Here is a 19,653-nt window from a genome sequence, read left to right as displayed (position 1 = left end):
ATAACTTAATCATAAAGCCTTTGAAGTTAAATGCCTATGCTAAATTGGTCAAATATCGATACCGTTTTGTTAGATATGGATGGCACATTACTCGACCTCCATTTTGATAATCACTTTTTTCTCGACGTCGTGCCTAAGGCACATGCAAAACGTCAAGGCTTAACCCTTGAGGCTGTAAGGGCCGACATCCTCGCGCGTTATGACGCGGTAATGGGCCAGATAGAATGGTATTGCCTAGATTATTGGCAGGAGCAACTACAGCTACCCATTATGGAGCTTAAACGTGAAGTACAACACTTGATCTCAATTCGTGAGGATGTACCAGCGTTTTTAGAGGCCTTAAGAGAGAGTGGAAAACAGCTTATTTTGTTAACCAACGCTCACCCAAACAGTCTAAGTTTGAAAGTTGAGCGTACCCAATTCGATAAGTATCTCGACAAATTGGTTTCAACCCATGAATATGGCGTAAGTAAGGAAAGTCAGATGTTGTGGCAACAGGTAGAGCGTGATTTGGGCTTTGATAAGTCCCGCACTTTATTTGTGGACGATAGCATTAGCGTGTTAAATGCTGCGAAAGAGTTTGGTATTGGCCATTTGCTTGCCGTTGCTAATCCTGATAGTCGGCAACCAGAGCGAGAGATCACTGAATACCTCTCAGTCTCCGATTACCGTACCTTGCTACCTATTATAGATTAAGCTGGGTAGCGAGCTTTTAAGCCGTCGTACACCTGTGTTTTAAAGTCTGGGTGTGCTGTATCAAGACTTTTCACCACTTCGACTAAGTGCTCGTTATCTTCTTGGCCATTCCATACCTTGATGTAAGAACCATCTTTATAGCCATGGTCTTGGCGGAAGAAGTTAAGCGTGTTTTTACCGACATATCCACGGTATAGATCGTCAATAGACATCCCGATTTGCTGCATACATCCCGCAAACGCATGAGCATCAAACTCGCGTTTGGTCACAGCCGCACTTGCAAGTAATTCAAGGGTTTCCTTGAAGTCTTCTGCCGTAGTTGGTTTTGCCAATTCAGCCTCTAATTGAGTCGCTAGTTGCTCAAATGACGTTTCGCCATCGATACGTAAAGATAAGCCAAAATGAAAAATATCCACTAGCTCCAAAATCACTTGCTCAGTATCTGGCGTTTGCTTTTTCCACCATTTCCAACCGTAGTGGTCTAGCATTTCTGCACACTCAACCCAAATTGCGCGGTACCATTCAAACCCTTGTTCAAACCATTGTTGGTGTACTTTGGTATTCATGGCATGTTGCATTTCTAGCATAACCACAAGCTTAGTGATGTTTGCAGACATTGTGCTCTCTCTTCATGGAAATCAATTACGAGCGATATCATACCGAAGTGAAAGATTTTCGCCAGCGCTTAGGTCTTCTGAGTCGATATCAACTTGAAACCCTAGGAACTTTTTATGCGTCATTTTATTTTATCGCTCGCTTTGGCTTGTTCAGCCTTTGTCAGCGCAGCTGAAATCACTAATATCGCCGCAGCACCTGAGCAAGTGAGCCCACTCCTTCCAGGCATGGATGCCCCCGCATTACAACTCAAAGATAAGTCGGGTAAAACTGTCGACCTCGCGACACGCTATAAAGAAAATATCACCGTACTAGTAGTTTATCGTGGTGGCTGGTGTCCATACTGTTCAAGACAGCTCGCGGGGATCCAAGAAATTGAACCACAGCTTGTTAAAATGGGAGCACAAATTATTGCTATCGCACCAGACTCACCTGAGGCGCTGGCAAAAAGTACAATTGAATCCCCTCACTACCAACTGTTGTCTGATAACGAAATGCGTATGAGTCAAGCGTTAGGCCTCGCCTATTTCCTTGATGATAAAACAGCCCTTGCTTATCGCAACAAGTTGGGCGTAAATTTTGTTGATTTTGAGGGGAACGATAAAGTTGCCTTGCCGGTGCCGGCGGTATTTGTAGTCGATAAGAAAGGCTTGATCCAATTTCAATACGCAAACCCAAATTACAAAGTGAGATTGGATGAAAGCGTGCTACTAGCTGCGGTAAAAGCAGCTAGTCAACTATAGGAAAAGCACATAAAAAAATGGAGTCCGAAGACTCCATTTTTTAGCGGTTTTCTAACCGGTTATAGTCAAATAAACCATATTCAACGCCACGTGTTTGCTTGGCAATATCGTGGATTAAATCACTGTAACGCCAAAACTCTGGGTGAGTCCTGCGGATCCCATATTGCGCTCGTAGCGCTCGGTAATCCGACTCACTATTCATTTGGCTAAATGACGAGACGAAGTCCTCTTGTGCCGCCTCGCTTTCTAAATACCAAATTGCCTCTGGATAATCTCCGATAAAGCCTGGCACAATCGTCGCTGTGTCTTCGGTATACGCTCTTTGCCCTTCTTCATTTAACAAACTGGAGATGTTGTAGTGGGCATTATGGTGTAATAGCGAGAATGCTTGATGTGAGCCGTCGCTTTGTTTAGTAATAATAAACGAGACCTGAGGAAGCAAATTAATCGCCCTAACGGACATGCTATTGAGTGCCTGTAGTGGCTTGCCGACGGCTTGATAGTCATAATCCCTATTTAGAACGGGCTTAAGCACAGCATGCAGTTTGTCATACAACTCTTGCTTTGGATCGTCCGTTTCGTATTTTATCCCCGTTGGCGCACCGATTAGTGATTTGCGATTGATAAACTCACTTAAGCTCAAGTGTGACTTACGATACCAATAGCGTTTAATTTCCTGACGATGACTAAGTGGCAACAGATTTAAAAAGTTTTGCTCACCTTCAAGCCTCAAAAAGTCCATATATAAGCGTGTGATCAGCTGATGACCAATGTTGCCATACACGTCAAAGCCCGCCACCAGCAAGTAATGAATGCGCTCGAACAAGGCATAGTCTAATACCCAAGCTGTTTTGGGAGGCTGGCCAATAAAACCTTTAACCACCGTTGCGCTATCAAAATGACGGAAGATAGTTAATGCTGCATTCGGGTTTTCCCCCTCACCACGCCAAATCAAGTCCATATTGAGACGTTTCCCATCGGCAAACATCTTATCTGCAAGCTCTGTTTTAGCACGTAAGTAATCCTGCTGCTTAGTGGCATATTTAGCCCAACTGGAAAGTGGTAACGCATTACTTTGCTCAGCCGCAGGTAGCACCAAATCTTCATCATGTTTAAGCAGCAGCTGGTTCACCGCTTCATTGCTATTTTTTTCAGGATCAACAAACGCCACCCAAAAATGGTCGTTAATGACGTTAAGCGCTATTTGGCCTCGACATACAGGGCCTTTGATAAAGCCTTTTACAATTAACTCGGCCTCATCCAGCATAAATTGATAACGAGAATTAACCGGAATATCTTTGAATACCTTAAATGGGTTTGCTGCAAGCTCTGGCTCATAACCTGGCAGTTCATCCACGTGATAATCCGCTGCATAAAATTGCTGATGTAACCGTGATAGCTTAGCGTCGTTCAATGCCAGTGGCATGTGAGTTTTTGACAAAATGGTACTACGCACTTGCATCAATCGATAATACACCCTATCGATCTCAGGATCGTCAAACGGACGTACCGAGCTCACCAGTGCGATTGGCTGGCCAGGCGGCGTGCTTGAGCGTACCAATTGAAAAAACGCAGGATCATCCAGATGAGGGAAGTGGATATGGGCTAAATACCAATGCTCAAATATATAACGCGCGGCAAGGCGGTGTTTATTGGAGTCCTGATTAAGAAATTGTTCCCACTTTTTCACTTCTTTTTGTGCTGCAACACTTGGCTTCGCAATCTGGCTCATTTTACTGCCACTTTGCAGCCATGCTTCCAAGGTTTTGAATTCATCATGCGTGAGCGCTGGTAAGCCGTAGGGCATACCCGCATGAGGCTGTTGTTTCGCAAGGCTAGAAAATTCATCCATGGTTGGGCAAGACTGCGTTCGATCTAAAGAGAAATCAAACTCTTTACCCAAGATGCCTTGCTCAGGAAAACGATGAGACATTTTTAACAGCAAGCTATTATAAAGCACACTTCCAGCTAGGTTGTTGTATTCAGATTGATGGCGCTCATTCAGCACTGGGGTAAAACCACGCTCACGCCACTGTGTCGTGGTTTGGGCGTCGAATAACAGTCGGGTTGGTGTTTGTGCTAACAACCGCGTGCCGTCATACACTAATTCCTTCGACAATCCCCTATCTATTCCTTCTGGAGATGACAGTTTGAGCTGGCAGGGTGCATCATAACAACCATGGCAAACCACACAACGCGACTCCAAAATGGGCTTCACGCTTTGTAAGTAACGTGCACCGCCTTGGTGATATTGTTCGATTCGTGCTTGGGGTTGCTCTGGTCCAAACATATCATCATATTTAGACACGCCCAAAGCCACACAGCCAGAAAGCACGGCGACAACCACCGCACAAAACAATGCACGTTTAGACATTTACTCGTCCTCGTCGTCATCTAGCCCAAGATCAAAAGTCGGCATCATTTCTACTGGAGGCGAGACAAACAATGCATCGCTACTGGTACTCAGCACAGCACTGAGAATCGGTCCACGATTAATGAGCAATTGCAACTGATGCTCTGCCCCTATCAACTCAGTCACTGTCGTACTAATGTTGTTGAGCGCATAGTCATCAATATGCAAGCTAATATTCTCATCTTCTTTTGGGTTTTGGCACAAATGAGCAAGGAGGTTCTCACTCAACATCACTGATACTTCAGCATCTGGAGAGTCGATATCACGATTTTCGATGTTGTCGTCTAACAAAAAAAGTGGCAGTGATAATGGGGTATCTTGTTGTAATTCCATCAAAGGTTACCATCTGAGTATTTGCTTTATATTAGCACAGTTAGATGGCTGATGGCTGAAAAGGGGCGACGATGCGCCCAACTTGATTACCAAGGAAGCGTGTCTCCATTGGAGTGCCAAAAGCCACCACTGTTTTCGATAGTTAGGTGTTCAATTCTCTTAATTAAACGTTCCGCCGCAACATCTGGACCAATATCACCTGCAAATCCCACCATCTGCGTTTGTACAAAGCCAGGATGGAATAGTCCAACAGCGATATCTTGGTTTTTCAGCTCGTGAGCCATACTCACACTCGCCGCGTTCAGCGCGGCCTTCGACATTCTATAGCCAATGTAACCACCAGAACCATTATCTGCAATCGAGCCCATACGACTTGTGATCATGGCAACTTTACTACCTGCTTTGAGGTTATCGAGTAGTGCATGGGTGACTCGAATTGGTCCTAACGCATTAACACTAAACTGGTGGTCGATATTTTCAAAATCCATTTCCGCTAGCGTTTCATTGTGAAATACCCCAGCGTTATTAATAAGAATGTCTATTTTCTCCGTGCCCAATGCCGCTAACAGCTTTTTCGCGCCATTTTCTGTTGCAACATCTATATCTTCAATGATATCCACGCCTAGAGATTCTAGTTCTGCCGACGCTTTGCGAACAACCGCAGTCACTTTACAGCCTAGAGATTGGTACTGCTTACAAAATTCTAATCCGATCCCACGGTTAGCACCGGTCACCAAAACATGTAGTGTCATATCCTTCTCCTCACGATTTCTATGCTCAAACTATTACAATTGGTATAAGTTTACTAAACTCAAGGTCAATCCTAACTGAATTCATTTTTATTACGCGCCTTTTTCACTTTCTGACAACTTTGCTACAGTTATAACTCTGACAACCGTAAGGATATGTTGTGAAACTCACACTTAGCACCCTCTTGCTTTTCTTTATCCACAAGGCGGCGTTCGCCTACCAAATCAATGTCAGTGAGCTGGTCGCTTATCAGCTTGGCCAACAGCAAATCGCACAACTCATGCAAAAGATATACGCACCTTTGGATATCACGCCCACACTTGTCGTGTTACCTAGTGAGCGCGGATTAGAATATGTAGATCAAGGGTTTTATGATGCGGAAGCAGGACGCACTAGCGCTATTGCAAATGCCTATCCTAACTTACTGCAAATACCCGAACCACTTGCAACCGTGCAAATGGCCGTGTTTTGTCTCAAGAAGGAGCATTGTACTTTGTCGACCCGGCAAGACTATGTGGTAATACAAGGCAGTTTAATAACGGAGCAAGTTTGTCAGCGTAAAAAATTGACCTGTAATGCGGTCTCTAACGACGTTTCTGCGTTTCAAGCGCTTGAAAAAGGTCATGTAGAACAAATTTTAGCTGATGACTTATTTGCGCTTGGTGCGCTATGTCAGTCAGGACTCGCCGCGGTTTATGTGCGTAGGCTACGAGATGCAAGTTATCCTATTTATCACTATATCAATCGCAAACACCAAGACCTACTGTCGAAATTAACAGCGTCTATCAAGCAGCTAAATAGTAGTGGCGAGCGCGATACTATTCTAAACCGCCTCTCTGACCACTTTGCCACTTGCCATGGCAAAGTAATTGAATTAGAAATGCATTAAGTTGAAATATCATCCATAGCAGATTCTATGATAGAGAATACCGCCCCTTGAGGGTCGGTTATCACGCTAAAGCGACCTACTTCTGGTATATCTGTCGGCGGTACACAAATTTCTCCGCCAAGTTTTTGGGCATATTCAGCTTTACTATCGCAGTCCAATACCGCAATGTAAATCATCCAGTGCGGAGGGATGTCTTCACCCCACTCTGCCGTCATTTCTAACATGCCAGCGACGGGTTGCTCATTTACTTTGAACAAGGTGTAGTCCATATTTCCCATGTCTTTGACTTCAACCTGCCACCCAAATAATACAGAATAAAAGTCTCGACTTTTGGCGCTGTTTTTACTCACTAGTTCAAACCAATAAGGGGTATTCGCTTCAAGATGACGTTGCGTCCCAATATGGCCACCCTCTTGCCATAACGCAAAAACCGCTCCACCTGGCTCCTTTAACATTACCATCCGCCCTGCCCCTGTGACATCGTGAGGGCCTGCAAGCACTTCAGCACCGAGTTCGTTGGCTTTGTTTAGACATTCATCGACATTGTCTACCGCCACATAAGCAAGCCAGTGACTAGGCATGCCTCCTTGTTGTTGCTCAGCGGTCATCTGATACATAGCTGCAACATCATCGGCTTCTTTTTGCAACATGGTGTAATAACAATCTTCACCAATGGGTTGGTCAAGAATTTGCCAATCAAATAGTTGGCTATAGAAGGGCTTTGCTGACTGCCAGTCGCTTGAACACAATTCAATCCAACAAAAATAACCGGTTCTAAATTCACTAATTATTGCCATGGGGATCACCTGTCAATCAAAGTCTAATGAATATAGCAGCAATCAGCCGATAAGAAAGCATAGTCAAAATATGGCTTATTTTTCAATTTGCCCATACTTAGGTGAGCGCACGCCATAAAGCAAACCATTGCTTGAGTCCGCTGATAATAATCTTTGTGATGCTTTCTGTGACACCTCAAAACCTTTATCAGAAGTGCTTTCAATCACTTGATTTAGTACCGCGCCAATCAATGCTCCAGCCAAACTGTTATCACGGTCATCTCTGTCTTCACTACTTGACGCTTTTGACTTACCACGCCAAATTACTTGGCCAGTTTTTAAATCAACCAACCTTGCCGATAGCGCTACGGTAGTGTCACTATCTAATACAACGTATGACGTACCATAATCTTGAATCTCTATGTATAAAGCAGCGTCGGCAGCAAAGATTTCATAGAGCTTGTCTATCGCGACATTGTGAACATCATGAGCCACACTTAAGCCATTATTTTTAAAAGTCTCATTTACCAAAGACACTGGAAAAACATAATAGCCAGAGTCTGTAAGTGGCTTCACCACCGTCGCCATTACCCCAAAAGGTGCAACAACTTCATTGGAATTATTGATAGGCGGTAACACCAGTATCGACTTGGGATCGCTTTGGATAAAGGCACTATAATCCTGTTTAGGCGCTGTCGCACAGCCATTCAATAAGGCAAAAGTCAAAAGCACCAAGCTCGCTTTAATCCATTTCATCTTACTCTCCCTGCGCATTTTTTAGTAAAAAGTCGATATATTGCCGAGACTCAGGATACAGTTGTTTTTCCTGTTCAAAATACGCAACCCCTTTGCCATTATCCCCTTGCATCAAGTATAAGTAACCGAGATGCGCATACATGCCTGGTGCTGGACTGATCTGCTTTACTTCGGCGCGCGCTATGCTTGACTCTAACTGACTGATCTGCTCCTCAAGGGACTGCCCATCACCTCGAAAGAACTCATAGAGGTTACGTTCGTAAGAACCGTAATAATATTGTGGTGTCGTATTCTGACACCCAGACAATATTAACAGTAAAGTCGCCACAAATATCGTTTGCTTCATAATTTACCTGAGGTATAAATTAGCTGTGGGATTGTCTATAAAGGCTTCCAGTCGCCTTTCTCGATGCCGCTAACCAAGTTATTGACGGCCTCACGAATGGCTAAATCAAGTACCTTGCCATTTAGCGTTGAGTCATACCCCGCAGTGCCACCAAAACCAACCACTTCGCGATTAGATAAACTGTATTCTCCAGCACCTTGCACTGAGTAAACAACTTCTGAACTAGTCACATCAACAATATTCAGATTTACCTTAGCGTAAGCAATTTGCGATTTTCCTTTACCTAGAATGCCGAATAATTGTTTATCACCTACTTCTTTTCGACCAAACTCAGAAACATCTCCCGTGATCACAAAGTTAGCACCCTTAATACTTTGTTTTGCGCCAGCAAATCCAGCTTCTTGGGCAATCTCTGTCATGTTTTCTCTATCTAAAACAATAAAGCGATTACTCTGCTGTAAATGGGTGGTCAGAATAGTTTTTGCCTGAGAGCCCAAGCGGTCCGGTCCTGAACTAAATACACCATTGTGAAAAGCTGAACGGTTTTGTAATTTACCAACCGCTAACTGACTTTTTGGGCCATTGTAAGCTTGATTATATGAGGCCACTTTTGGTGCTTCTACCGTTCTTGATGCTTCCGTTGCGCAACCCGCGGTTAATCCGACAAACGTCAATGCAATTACTGTGGCGAGCGGTTTATTCATTATCATTCTCCTAGAGTCATATGCGTCTGTCTGTGACGCGACGATTCGTTTTGTTAATAACAATGTAGATAAATTTAGCTGACTTTAGTGTTAATTTTTGTTTGGGAAAAATGCAATCACGCTACATCTAAATAGAATTTTAAAGATAGTGCAAAATCAAACCGAGTACAGCACCGGAAAAAGTAGTGCAGACAACTTTAGGAACGGCCATAAACAAACCGACAACCCCTTTATAAACAAACAGTTATAATTTTATGATTTGCTTAGTGCTGCACAAAGCACCAAGCAAGATTACTGTTAAAAAGCGCCATACACTTTCCAACAAATTAGCGTTGACGCATCACGCCTTCTTGAATAGTTGACGCAACTAACTCACCTTGGCGGTTGAAAAATTGGCCACGTACTAGGCCTCGGCCATTAGACGCGCTCGGACTATCAACGCTATATAAAATCCATTCATCCATTCTAAACGGACGATGGAACCACATCGCGTGGTCTATTGTCGCGACTTGCATATTCGACTGCATAAACGACAAACCATGTGGTTGTAGTGCTGTTGGTAAAAATTCAAAATCAGAGGCATAAGCCAGCAAATAGTTGTGGATCCTTCTGTCGTCCGGCATGTCACCATTGGCTTTAAACCAAACATTTCTCACCGGGTCCTGTTTTTTGGGTTTGAATGGATTTTGAAAGTTTACAGGACGCATATCCAGCGGCATTTCTTGCGTAAATTTAGCTCGAAGTGATTCTGGAATGAGGTCTGCATGTTCTTGATAAAAGTGGAGTGATGACTTTAACGTTTCAGGCTCTGGCACATCCGGCATCAAAGATTGATGAGAAACGCCCGGCTCATCCCCTTGGAAAGAGGCTGTCATGTAAAATATCGGCTTACCATATTGAATGGCACTGATCCTACGAGTGCTAAAACTGCGACCATCACGAATGTTTTCGACATCGTAGACAATGGGCTTGCTCGCATCACCAGGACGCAAAAAGTAAGAGTGCAGCGAGTTAACAAAGCGCCCTTCTGGTAAGGTGTATTTTGCTGCGGACAACGCCTGCCCCATCACCTGACCTCCAAACACTTGAGGAAAACCAAGGTCTTGGCTTTGACCTCGATATATCCCTTGCTCAATTTCTTCAAGGCTGAGTAAATCCAACAGATTTTGTAACACTTGACTCATGTTGCACTCCGAACGTCTAGTAGAACTGGCGATAGTCGTTATAATGAGATAATACTTTTACCAAATCCAAGTAAGACACGGACTGGTAGCAAACCAAGTACATTGCTCAAATGAGTATAATACATCATAACTCAAACTATTGGACTAACCCATATGGCTTATTGGCTGTTTAAAACAGAACCCGATGCATTTTCCATTGATGACTTAAAAAACGCGCCTGAGCAGCAAACTTTTTGGGAAGGAATTCGTAATTATCAGGCAAGAAACTTCCTGCGCGACGAGGTTAAGGTGGGTGACTCAGTGTTTATTTATCACTCAAGCTGTAAAGTACCTGCGGTTGTCGGTATTGCCAAAGTAGTGAAAGCAGCAGAGCCAGATCCATACCAATTTGACTTAAGCAGTGATTATTATGATGCCAAATCAAGCACCGATAACCCTCGCTGGGTAGGCGTCACTCTAGCATACGAGCAGCACCTACGCCCGGTGACCCTGCAGGCGATAAAAGCCAACACTGCGCTCACAGAGCTGGCTCTAAAAAAAGGGGGGAGATTATCCATCATGCCCATCATCGAACCTGAGTGGCAGGTTATTTTAGAGATGTCGGGGCAAAGCTAACGTTTTGCTTTGCCTTTTTGTCGCCCTTGTTTAGGCACAATGCTGATATATAGCAGCAAAGCGACCCAAGAAAATAGTAGCGTTCCTATCAGCCAGCCGTTTTTTTCATGCCCTTTGCTGCGCTTGCTTCCAGCAACTAAAGCTACAGGAAGTAAGTAAGCGCACACAACGGCAATCATCAAGAAGAGTTCTTCGAACATAGTGATGACCAGTCAACTTCTGATGCAAGCACTCGCTGTGGTGCAATATAGTGCAAAATATCTCCCCCTGTGATGTTGTAATCCAAAGGTGGGTTTAGATCCATGTCTAGCGCATTTATATCGTGCGCAACACCGAGCAACGTCGCATCATGATGCTGTTTAAAATAACCAAAAATATCACCAAAGGTTAAACAGCTTACCTCTGCAGGTAAGGCTAAGCTGAATTGCGTATCGCCGTGTAGCGTCGACAGTAATTCCTCTTGTACTCGGCTTGAGCCAGGGTCTTGCATGGCCCGCACTAAGATTTCCGCAGACATAGATGCAGAGCATTCAACATTTTTACAATGCTCTCTTAAAAGAAGTGCTTTGCTATCGTCCAAGAAGTGCGCGCTAATATGCGCTTCGGGTTTTACTACCCGGCTAAGCTTTAGCGCGGTAGTAAATGTCTGGTTGTCATCATCGCCATCAATGATGATTTTGTCAGCCCGCTCGATGTTAATCCGACTTAACTGTTCGTCATCAGTAAAGCTGGTTAAACGCGCAAATGCGACTTCCGGATAACTCAACAGCGGATGCTCCATGGCCTCGGTGACGGCCAATACGATTTTTCTATCTTCGCGTTTATTGTCACCTAAAATGTAGTCCACCATTTTTTTCGTTCTCACATCATGCCAACCAAAAATTACGATGTGGTTTTGCAAATGTGCAAAGTCTTTTTCCCCTGTCATGCCTCTTCTCACCCAATACGTCACAAATTGTCCTGCTTTTCCCAATAACACACCAAATAGCGCAAGGCCAAATGGGATCTGTATAATGGCAACGACTAAACGACCAAAATCCGTTGTTGCACTAAAGTCTCCGTAGCCAACTGTTGAAGTCGTCACTACGTAGTAATAAAAGAACGTGCTCAGTGGCAATAATGCCGATTCATTGCTGAGCCATAACAACCCCCAAGTCACCGACATATGAATGAGCGTTGCCATAAATAACAGTTGCCAGCTGGCCTTATCCACATGAGCCCGCATCAAAACAACTAAATGCTTAAAAATTATAGGCATATTGCTTCCCTATCAAATACATACTGCTACCTTACTGCAAATTTTAGCCAAAAAACAACACGACATATCGACTTCTTTGATATAGTCTTAGAAAAGGTTACAAGAAGTAATGAGGGGTTAACATGGCTGGCGTATTGGCCTCAGTAGATCAACGCACACAACTGGTGGGTGAAAACCGCCTTGAGTTGCTATTGTTTCATCTTCATAGCCGCCACTTTTTTGCGCTCAACGTCTTCAAAGTAAAAGAAGTTGTTAAACTCCCTCATCTTAACAAAATGCCCAATGCACACCCTAAAGTATGTGGGGTAACCAATATTCGTGGCGAGTCTATTCCGGTTATCGATTTACGACAAGCGATATGCATGCCGCCATGCGACCGAGACAAAGACTGCAACCTAGTGATCACAGAATACAATCGCTCAGTGCAGGCCTTCTTAGTTGGTAAAGTTGACCAAATCGTCAATACTACGTGGTCCGATATTATGCCAACCCCTAAGTCTGTTGGCCGCAATCACTACCTCACCGCACTGACCAAAATCAAACGTGATGGCGTTGAACACATCGTTGAAATTATCGATGTAGAAAAGGTACTTGCCGAAATCGTTGAGTACAAAGTTGAGATCCCGCAAGACATTCTAGATAAAGATATCATCAACGAGTTTCATGGCCGCAAAATTCTACATGCCGATGACTCGCCGACCGCTCGTCGTCAAGTTGCCGATACCTTGGCACAATTGGGCATAGAAATCATCCCAGCAACTGACGGCCAAGAGGCGCTCAATGTGTTAAAGCACTGGGCTGACGAAGGTATCGACGTACAAAAAGAATTACTTGCGGTGATCACCGATGCCGAAATGCCAGTTATGGATGGTTATCGACTCACCTATGAAATTCGCAACGACAGTCGCCTAAAAGACCTTTATGTCATTCTCAATACCTCACTCAGTGGCAGCTTTAATCATGCCATGGTCGAAAAAGTGGGTTGTAATGCGTTTTTATCAAAATTCCAACCCGATTTATTGGTAACGGAGGTACAAAATCGGTTGAAGGACGTTTTGCAAAAATAAATATAAACACTGTATAAAAAACCAGTTTATGTTTCTTTATAAATCATAATCTTACCTTTACTCGGTTAGGTTTGCTTTGCGATATGCTGGGATTTACGGCAACGACTCGGTATACTTGCCATCATTTGAGCAAATAGGCAAAGCAATGGACGTATCAGAATTACTCGACGGCCTCAACGACAAACAGCGCGATGCAGTCGCCGCGCCTCTGCAAAACATGTTAGTGCTCGCAGGTGCGGGGTCAGGTAAAACACGAGTACTCGTTCATCGTATTGCTTGGCTTATGCAAGTTGAGCACGCCTCTCCATTTAGTATCTTCGCGGTAACCTTTACCAATAAGGCAGCCAAAGAAATGCGTGCTCGTGTTGAAGCAACGCTCAATGGCCCTGTTGGTGGCATGTGGATAGGCACCTTCCACGGCCTTGCCCACCGCATGTTACGCGCCCATCACCGTGAAGCTAAATTACCAGAATCATTTCAAATTCTAGATAGCGATGATCAGCAACGGATGATCCGCCGCTTGCTCAAAGCCATGAATATCGATGAAAAAAAGTGGCCACCAAAGCAACTAAGCTGGTACATCAGCGCGCGTAAAGACGAAGGATTAAGACCAAAAGATATCCAAGCATACGATGTCAATGAACAGCTGATGTTGAATGTATATAGTGCTTACCAAGATGCCTGTGATAGAGCCGGTCTTGTTGACTTTGCTGAGATCCTATTGCGCTGCTACGAGTTATTACAGCAACAACCTACCTTACTGCGCCACTACCAACAACGCTTCCGCCATATGCTAGTGGACGAGTTCCAAGATACCAACAGCATTCAATATTTGTGGCTACGCCTGCTTGCAGGTAGTGACAACAATATCATGATCGTAGGGGATGACGACCAGAGTATTTACGGCTGGCGTGGTGCAAAAATAGAAAACATCAAACGTTTTCTGGACGACTTTAGCGCCGAAACGATCCGTCTTGAACAAAATTATCGTTCTACCGCAACCATTCTAAAAGCATCCAATGCGCTCATTGAAAACAACGCGGAGCGAATGGGTAAAAGTCTCTGGACCGACGGTAACCAAGGCGAGCCAATTTCAATTTACGCCGCTTTTAATGAACTTGATGAAGCACGCTTTGTGGTTGGCAAAATTAAATCTTGGCTACAGTCTGGCAATGCGCTCAGCGACAGCGCCGTACTCTACAGAAACAACGCACAGTCCCGCGTGTTAGAAGAAGCCCTACTTCAAGAAGGGTTAAAATACCGTATTTATGGCGGTATGCGCTTCTTCGAGCGCCAAGAGATTAAAGATGCCCTGTCTTACCTTCGTATAATCAGCAATCGCAATGATGACGCGGCATTTGAGCGTGTGATAAACACGCCTGCCCGTGGTATTGGTGATAAAACGTTAAGCCATATTCGCGATTGTGCGCGTCACGAATCACTCTCACTTTGGGATGCTGCCAAAGCCGTGCTTGCGCAAAAGCATTTAGCGGGAAGAGCAGCTACCGCGGTGACAAAATTTATTGAATTAGTCGAGCAGCTCGACGATAAAATTGCCGAGCTTGAACTGGCACAACAAGCGCAGACAGCCATTGAGCAGTCAGGTCTCATGGCAATGTATCAAGCCGAAAAGGGCGAAAAAGGCCGCGCTCGAGTGGAAAACTTGGAAGAATTGATCAGTGCTTGTGGTCAGTATGAGCTGCCTATCGATGAAGATTTCACTTCACCATTACAAGGCTTTTTAGCCTATACCTCTTTGGAGGCAGGCGAAGGCCAGGCTGACGAGCACGAAGATGCGGTACAAATGATGACGCTGCACTCGGCCAAAGGTCTCGAATTCCCATTGGTCTTTATGGTTGGGGTGGAAGAAGGTATGTTCCCATCACAGCAAAGTAATGAAGAGTCGGGTCGCTTGGAAGAAGAGCGCCGCTTGTGCTACGTCGGTATGACGCGTGCCATGGATAAGCTTTACATTAGCCACGCAGAAAGTCGTCGCTTGTATGGTCAAGAAAAACATCACAGCCCTTCAAGGTTCTTACGTGAAATTCCTGAAGATTGTATGGAAGAAATTCGGATTAAAACGCAAATTTCTCGTCCGGCTAACTCGGGTCGATTCAGCCCATCAATCAGTCACGCGACCTTTGAAGATAGTGGCTTTAATTTAGGCCAGCGTGTCCTCCATGCCAAATTTGGTGCAGGCACAGTGCTTAACTATGAAGGTGCAGGTGCTCAGTCACGCATCCAAGTTAGCTTTGATGATGTTGGTAGTAAGTGGTTAGTTACCGCCTATGCAAGACTTCAAGCACTCTAATCTGCCACTATTACTCTCTCAGCTTGCCGATGCACACCATCGGCAACTCTTGCTTATCACTGGCAGCCAAGCTTGGTGTTACACACAGTGTCAGCAGCTATTAGCAAACTCAAACGATAATCTTATCCTAAGTAGCAGTAAGACATTAGAAAATGCCGTTTGGCCCGAGCATTTACACCAAATACTCGGACAAGAATTTAGCAACCTAGTCTACGACGGCTTTAGTGGTATTGTGCCTAACAAAATCGCAGCGGCAGCGGGCACGGTAAAAGCAGGCGGCTTACTCCTATTGTTACTTCCCGAATTAGATGAACTCGACCACTGGCTAGACCCTGCAATTACCCGCTGGTGCTCAGAGGGGCAAACGCCCAAACACAGCTATTTTTTAAAAAGGTGGCAGCAACTCTGGCAGCAACAACCAGCTTGGCATATCAGTGAACACTTTGGGGTTCAACTGCCCTCAGCGTATCTTGCTGCAAGTTCGGCGGTTTGCGGTGTTGAGGAGCAACAAAACGTACTGGCACAACTCTCCACAACATTAGAAAACCAGCAAACACCTGTATTACTGAGCGCAGATAGGGGTCGGGGGAAGAGCGCGTTATTGGGCCTCTTGGCATCAAAGCACCCTACGCAACAATTTGTTATTTGTAGCCGCCATTTTCATGCTCTGCATAGTTGCTTTAGCATGCTTGCTCAAGCATTCAATACCGAGGTTGATGTAAAAACGAAGAAGCTGGCTAATCTCAGCTATATGGCGCCAGATGCGTTACTACAACAAGCCTCTACACTTGATAGCAATACGGTTATTTTGGTGGATGAGGCAGCCGCCCTGCCAGTTCCATTTTTAATACAAGTTGCTCAACTTGGTTTTCGCTGCATTTTTTCCAGCACCTTAGTAGGTTATGAGGGTAATGGTAGAGGCTACACGTTACGGTTTAAACGCTACTTAGAATCACATTACCCAAGTTATCTTGATTTCACCTTGTCGACTCCTATTCGCTACGCATCGAATGATCCACTGGAGCAGCAGATCAGAGATTTATTTGTACTCGAGTGCAAAGCGACATCACCCATACTCACTTCACCGACCACAATGCGTGCTATTTCCCAGAGTGAGTTGGTAGAAAATAGTCCGTTACTTGAGCAAGTTTTTTCACTGCTCGTATTAGCGCATTATCAAACCAGCGTGGATGATTTAAGGCAATTGTTAGATGCACCCGATCTGTACTTACGAGGTGCATTTTGCAATAACGAGCTAGTAGGAATTTGCCTTGCTGTCATCGAAGGCGGACTCGCTTCAGATCTCGCAGAAGATATTCTAGCAGGAAAGCGAAGACCCGCAGGTCATCTCATGGCGCAGCAGCTAACGACAAGCTTTGGTGATAGCCAGTTTGTCACCGAAAAAAGCGCAAGAATCGTTAGAATAGCCGTACACCCGAATGTACAACAGCAAGGAATTGGCCGCCGCCTACTGACGTCCTTTGAAACCACATTACCAGAAGATATCAGTTACATAGGAACCAGTTTTGGCCTCACAGCGTCATTACTTTCGTTTTGGTCGCAACGACACTATCAGCCAATGAAACTGGGGTTTAAGCAAGATAAGGCCAGTGGCGAGTATGCGGTTTTGATGCTTAAAAAAGTCCGAGGCGACTTAGACAACAGCTATACTCGAGTATTCAAACAAGCTTTTTTCTATCAGTTACGCTCGCACTATCAACAACTAGATACTGAGGTGGTTACCGCTATATTGGCGACCTTGCCCTTTGAACACATAACTAACGAGCAGCTGGATTATTTGCAGTATTTACGTAACAGCAATCCGGTTGAGCAACAAGTATGTCCTTTTATATGGCAGCTGATCACAACCGATCCTCGATTGCTTAAAAACTTAACTAAAGTTTCCAAAGCGTTAGTAATTCGTCTAATATTACAGCAACATTCGACCCAAGTCGTACTTAATTTGCTTGGAATATCAGGTAAAAAAGCCCTCACCACAACGCTAAGAGAGACAGTGCAGCAAGTATATGAGTATTTTCGGTGTTAAATTTTTACTATTATTAGTGTTTGCTTCTACTGTACTGAATTTTACAGCATCCGCTCAACCTGTGGTAAAAATTGGCATGTCTACCGCACTCTCAGGGCCTGCAAAAGAGATTGGTCAACAACTAAAAGCGGGGGCCGAACTACATTTTAACTTTTATAACCAGCACAAAGCGGATGACGCAGCTACGATTGAGTTGCAGGTGTTGGATGATAGCTATGAGCCACACAAAACCGTAACCAATGCGCGTAAGCTGGTATACGAAAATAAGGTCGATGCATTGTTTGGCGTAATGGGCACGCCCACGTCTTATGCCATAAAGCCGATTTTAGAGCACTCTAAGGTTCCCTTTCTTATGCCATATACTGGCGCTGAGTTTCTTCAAGAACCGCATACATTTAACGTCTTCAACCTCCGCACTAGCTACAATAAAGAAGCACAAGATATCGTCCGCTACTTTGTCGATGAACAAAAATTAAAGCGGGTGGCTTTGCTCATACAAGCCGATGAATTTGGTCTAACCGTAGAAAAAAGCCTCACCAACGCGCTTGCGGAACGTGGATTTAAGCCCGTTGTAATAACACGCTTTAGACGTAATACTGATGATATTGAACGAGCGCTTGAACAAGCGCAGCGTTATAAAATTGAAGGCTTGGCTATGGTTGGCACCTATACGCCACTGTCTAAGTTTATTAATCGTGCCATGGAGGTTGGCCTTGAAACACAATACGCAACAGTTTCATTTGCTTCCTCAAATGAGCTGTTTGCTAGACTCAAAGGTAAGCCCAAAGTTTTAGTCACCGAAGTTGTACCCGACCCTGTGATTTGCAAAGGCAAGCTTTGTGATACTTTCCGCGAGGCAGTTCGCAATTCCACGCTTTCCCATAACGAACAGGTTTTTGAGGGCTATCTCAATGCCTATTTATTGACGACTGCTATCCAGCAATGTGAGCTGCCCATTGATAGTGATTGTCTGCTAAACGCATTACAACAGGAGTTGGAGCATAACACTGTTATTCGGGAAGTATTTATGCTCCAGCCAGCGCAAAAGAAATTGCCAGTTTACCGTTCCTTTTTCCAATAATGTTCTATGCTTAGTTGATACTGACCATATGCGAGGCTGACATGGATTTAATTAACTTTCGCGTCGGGAAAAAAACAATATCACTGCAAATCCTCGATATTCTATTAACTGAACGCTACGAAGAAAATTTAACGGATTTACCCAATGACAACCCCAGCTTTTTGGGCGTCAAAGATTACATGGGCGTACCGACCCCTATTTTTGATTTAGGGATCATATTGAACAAACGCTCGTCCTATGAAACCAATCAAGAATTGGTCAGCATGCTAAAGCAGCGAGAGCAAGATCATAAAGAATGGCTTGCCGCACTCGAAGCAAGCATTTTTAACGATGTCCCCTTCACTAAAGCCAAAGATCCAAAACAATGTGCTTTTGGGCAGTGGTATTACGGCTTCAAAACTGAAAATGATGACCTCAAAGCGCTCCTAAAACGCTTCGAAGAACCGCATGCAAAACTACATTCATTAGCAGATAAACTATTATTGATGTGCACACAGGGACATAAGCAAGAGGCTATAGATACTCTCGCTCGTGAAAAGAGCACCACTTTTAATAAACTCATGCGATTATTTGAATCCGCTCGTGATCAGATCATGCTCGACCATAAACCTATCATCGTCTTTACCACTCAAGATGGTCAAAGTCCGCATATCGGTTTGCTTGTCGATAAGGTAGAAGATAACGTTCACTGTGACGAAAGCGATATTAAATCACTGCAGGAAATGACCAGTATTGGTTTTGAAATAGATGCCCAAACCAAAAAATTGATGAAAGGCTTGGTCAAGATGGGTAAACGCCACAGCGTATTGATTGACCCTAGCGCCATTTTCCGCCCTGAACATTTACAAAATTATGAGCCAGAAGAAACGGAAGAGTACGGCTTGTTTTAGAGTTAGTAAATGGAGCACAAAAAAAACGCCACAAAAATTGCGGCGTTTTTTGTATTCTAAGTAACCCGTTCTTGAGATAAGTTGTTACCCCAAGTCAAGGTCAACTATTACTTAACCTGAGGTTTGGATAAGGAATGAGCTAACTCATTGTTTTTAAGCCCACATTAAATTATACCCTT

General features: G+C 44.2%; 20 protein-coding genes. 9 read left to right on the top strand and 11 right to left on the bottom strand.

From position 1 onward, the window contains the following. Positions 1 to 36: 36 nt before the first annotated feature. Positions 37 to 696: a GMP/IMP nucleotidase gene (gene yrfG / locus JJQ94_RS06210; RefSeq protein WP_172439971.1), complete on the top strand. Its 660-nt coding sequence runs from the start codon at positions 37 to 39 to the stop codon at positions 694 to 696. Here yrfG and JJQ94_RS06205 read toward each other — a convergent pair. Beyond that, positions 693 to 1,313 carry a dUTP diphosphatase gene (locus JJQ94_RS06205; protein ID WP_099031504.1) on the bottom strand — a complete coding sequence of 207 codons (621 nt, stop codon included), beginning with the start codon at positions 1,311 to 1,313 and terminating at the stop codon, positions 693 to 695. The two genes, yrfG and JJQ94_RS06205, sit on opposite strands and share 4 nt — an antisense overlap. A gap of 114 nt (positions 1,314 to 1,427) precedes the next feature. Between JJQ94_RS06205 and JJQ94_RS06200 the strand changes: the two genes are divergently transcribed. Then, complete coding sequence (locus JJQ94_RS06200; protein ID WP_099031503.1) at positions 1,428 to 2,054, top strand: peroxiredoxin-like family protein; 627 nt, start codon at positions 1,428 to 1,430, stop codon at positions 2,052 to 2,054. A 40-nt stretch (positions 2,055 to 2,094) separates the two neighbouring features. On the opposite strand, the gene JJQ94_RS06195 is transcribed toward JJQ94_RS06200, so the two are convergent. The 3 genes from JJQ94_RS06195 to JJQ94_RS06185 form a co-directional block, all read right to left on the bottom strand. Next, complete coding sequence (locus JJQ94_RS06195; protein ID WP_099031502.1) at positions 2,095 to 4,428, bottom strand: fatty acid cis/trans isomerase; 2,334 nt, start codon at positions 4,426 to 4,428, stop codon at positions 2,095 to 2,097. Next, the gene (locus JJQ94_RS06190; protein WP_039494717.1) at positions 4,429 to 4,800 is read right to left on the bottom strand and encodes a hypothetical protein; all 372 of its coding nucleotides are present in this window, start codon (positions 4,798 to 4,800) and stop codon (positions 4,429 to 4,431) included. A gap of 86 nt (positions 4,801 to 4,886) precedes the next feature. Beyond that, positions 4,887 to 5,552, bottom strand: a complete 666-nt coding sequence (locus JJQ94_RS06185) for an SDR family oxidoreductase (RefSeq protein ID WP_099031501.1) — start codon at positions 5,550 to 5,552, stop codon at positions 4,887 to 4,889. Between the two features lie 158 nt (positions 5,553 to 5,710). On the opposite strand from JJQ94_RS06185, the gene JJQ94_RS06180 reads away from it, so the two are divergent. Next, on the top strand, positions 5,711 to 6,439 hold the full coding sequence (locus JJQ94_RS06180; protein ID WP_099031500.1) for a transporter substrate-binding domain-containing protein: 729 nt from the start codon (positions 5,711 to 5,713) through the stop codon (positions 6,437 to 6,439). On the opposite strand, the gene JJQ94_RS06175 is transcribed toward JJQ94_RS06180, so the two are convergent. The 5 genes from JJQ94_RS06175 to tesB all read right to left on the bottom strand — a co-directional run bounded on the left by JJQ94_RS06175 (position 6,436) and on the right by tesB (position 10,205). After that, a complete protein-coding gene (locus tag JJQ94_RS06175) occupies positions 6,436 to 7,236 on the bottom strand; it encodes a VOC family protein (RefSeq protein WP_099031499.1) in 801 nt (266 codons plus the stop codon). The two genes, JJQ94_RS06180 and JJQ94_RS06175, sit on opposite strands and share 4 nt — an antisense overlap. 75 nt (positions 7,237 to 7,311) lie before the next feature. Further along, positions 7,312 to 7,971, bottom strand: coding sequence for a DUF799 domain-containing protein (locus tag JJQ94_RS06170; RefSeq protein ID WP_099031498.1), 660 nt, complete (start codon positions 7,969 to 7,971; stop codon positions 7,312 to 7,314). 1 nt (position 7,972) lies between these two features. Beyond that, positions 7,973 to 8,317 carry a DUF4810 domain-containing protein gene (locus JJQ94_RS06165; RefSeq protein WP_099031497.1) on the bottom strand — a complete coding sequence of 115 codons (345 nt, stop codon included), beginning with the start codon at positions 8,315 to 8,317 and terminating at the stop codon, positions 7,973 to 7,975. A 35-nt stretch (positions 8,318 to 8,352) separates the two neighbouring features. Continuing rightward, positions 8,353 to 9,021 (bottom strand): CsgG/HfaB family protein, encoded by a 669-nt coding sequence (locus JJQ94_RS06160; protein ID WP_010374486.1) that lies wholly within the window; start codon positions 9,019 to 9,021, stop codon positions 8,353 to 8,355. A gap of 326 nt (positions 9,022 to 9,347) precedes the next feature. Next, positions 9,348 to 10,205, bottom strand: a complete 858-nt coding sequence (gene tesB, locus JJQ94_RS06155) for an acyl-CoA thioesterase II (RefSeq protein WP_017219342.1) — start codon at positions 10,203 to 10,205, stop codon at positions 9,348 to 9,350. 153 nt (positions 10,206 to 10,358) lie between these two features. Here tesB and JJQ94_RS06150 point away from each other — a divergent pair, with 153 nt between their 5' ends. After that, positions 10,359 to 10,820, top strand: coding sequence for an EVE domain-containing protein (locus JJQ94_RS06150; RefSeq protein ID WP_099031496.1), 462 nt, complete (start codon positions 10,359 to 10,361; stop codon positions 10,818 to 10,820). Here JJQ94_RS06150 and JJQ94_RS06145 read toward each other — a convergent pair. Next, positions 10,817 to 10,999: a hypothetical protein gene (locus tag JJQ94_RS06145; protein WP_088529569.1), complete on the bottom strand. Its 183-nt coding sequence runs from the start codon at positions 10,997 to 10,999 to the stop codon at positions 10,817 to 10,819. The genes JJQ94_RS06150 and JJQ94_RS06145 overlap by 4 nt on opposite strands. After that, positions 10,999 to 12,078 (bottom strand): potassium channel family protein, encoded by a 1,080-nt coding sequence (locus JJQ94_RS06140; protein WP_099031495.1) that lies wholly within the window; start codon positions 12,076 to 12,078, stop codon positions 10,999 to 11,001. The genes JJQ94_RS06145 and JJQ94_RS06140 overlap by 1 nt, the downstream gene beginning before the upstream one ends. A gap of 122 nt (positions 12,079 to 12,200) precedes the next feature. Here JJQ94_RS06140 and JJQ94_RS06135 point away from each other — a divergent pair, with 122 nt between their 5' ends. From JJQ94_RS06135 to JJQ94_RS06115, 5 genes are all read left to right on the top strand, one after another. Then, the gene (locus tag JJQ94_RS06135) at positions 12,201 to 13,145 is read left to right on the top strand and encodes a chemotaxis protein CheV (protein WP_039494733.1); all 945 of its coding nucleotides are present in this window, start codon (positions 12,201 to 12,203) and stop codon (positions 13,143 to 13,145) included. Positions 13,146 to 13,290: 145 nt separating this feature from the next. Further along, a complete protein-coding gene (gene uvrD / locus JJQ94_RS06130; RefSeq protein WP_099031494.1) occupies positions 13,291 to 15,456 on the top strand; it encodes a DNA helicase II in 2,166 nt (721 codons plus the stop codon). Then, entirely contained in the window at positions 15,434 to 17,503 is a 2,070-nt protein-coding gene (locus JJQ94_RS06125) for a GNAT family N-acetyltransferase (protein WP_099031493.1), read from the top strand. The genes uvrD and JJQ94_RS06125 overlap by 23 nt, the downstream gene beginning before the upstream one ends. Then, a complete protein-coding gene (locus tag JJQ94_RS06120; RefSeq protein ID WP_099031492.1) occupies positions 17,484 to 18,584 on the top strand; it encodes an ABC transporter substrate-binding protein in 1,101 nt (366 codons plus the stop codon). Before JJQ94_RS06125 ends, JJQ94_RS06120 begins: the two co-directional genes overlap by 20 nt. Positions 18,585 to 18,625: 41 nt before the next feature. Then, a complete protein-coding gene (locus JJQ94_RS06115) occupies positions 18,626 to 19,474 on the top strand; it encodes a CZB domain-containing protein (RefSeq protein ID WP_099031491.1) in 849 nt (282 codons plus the stop codon). The last annotated feature ends 179 nt before the right edge of the window (positions 19,475 to 19,653 follow it).

Source organism: Pseudoalteromonas sp. GCY (assembly GCF_016695175.1).
Taxonomy (GTDB): Bacteria; Pseudomonadota; Gammaproteobacteria; order Enterobacterales; family Alteromonadaceae; genus Pseudoalteromonas.
The sequence above is the reverse complement of the archived record's forward strand: the minus strand, read 5'-3'. Positions and strand labels throughout refer to the sequence as shown.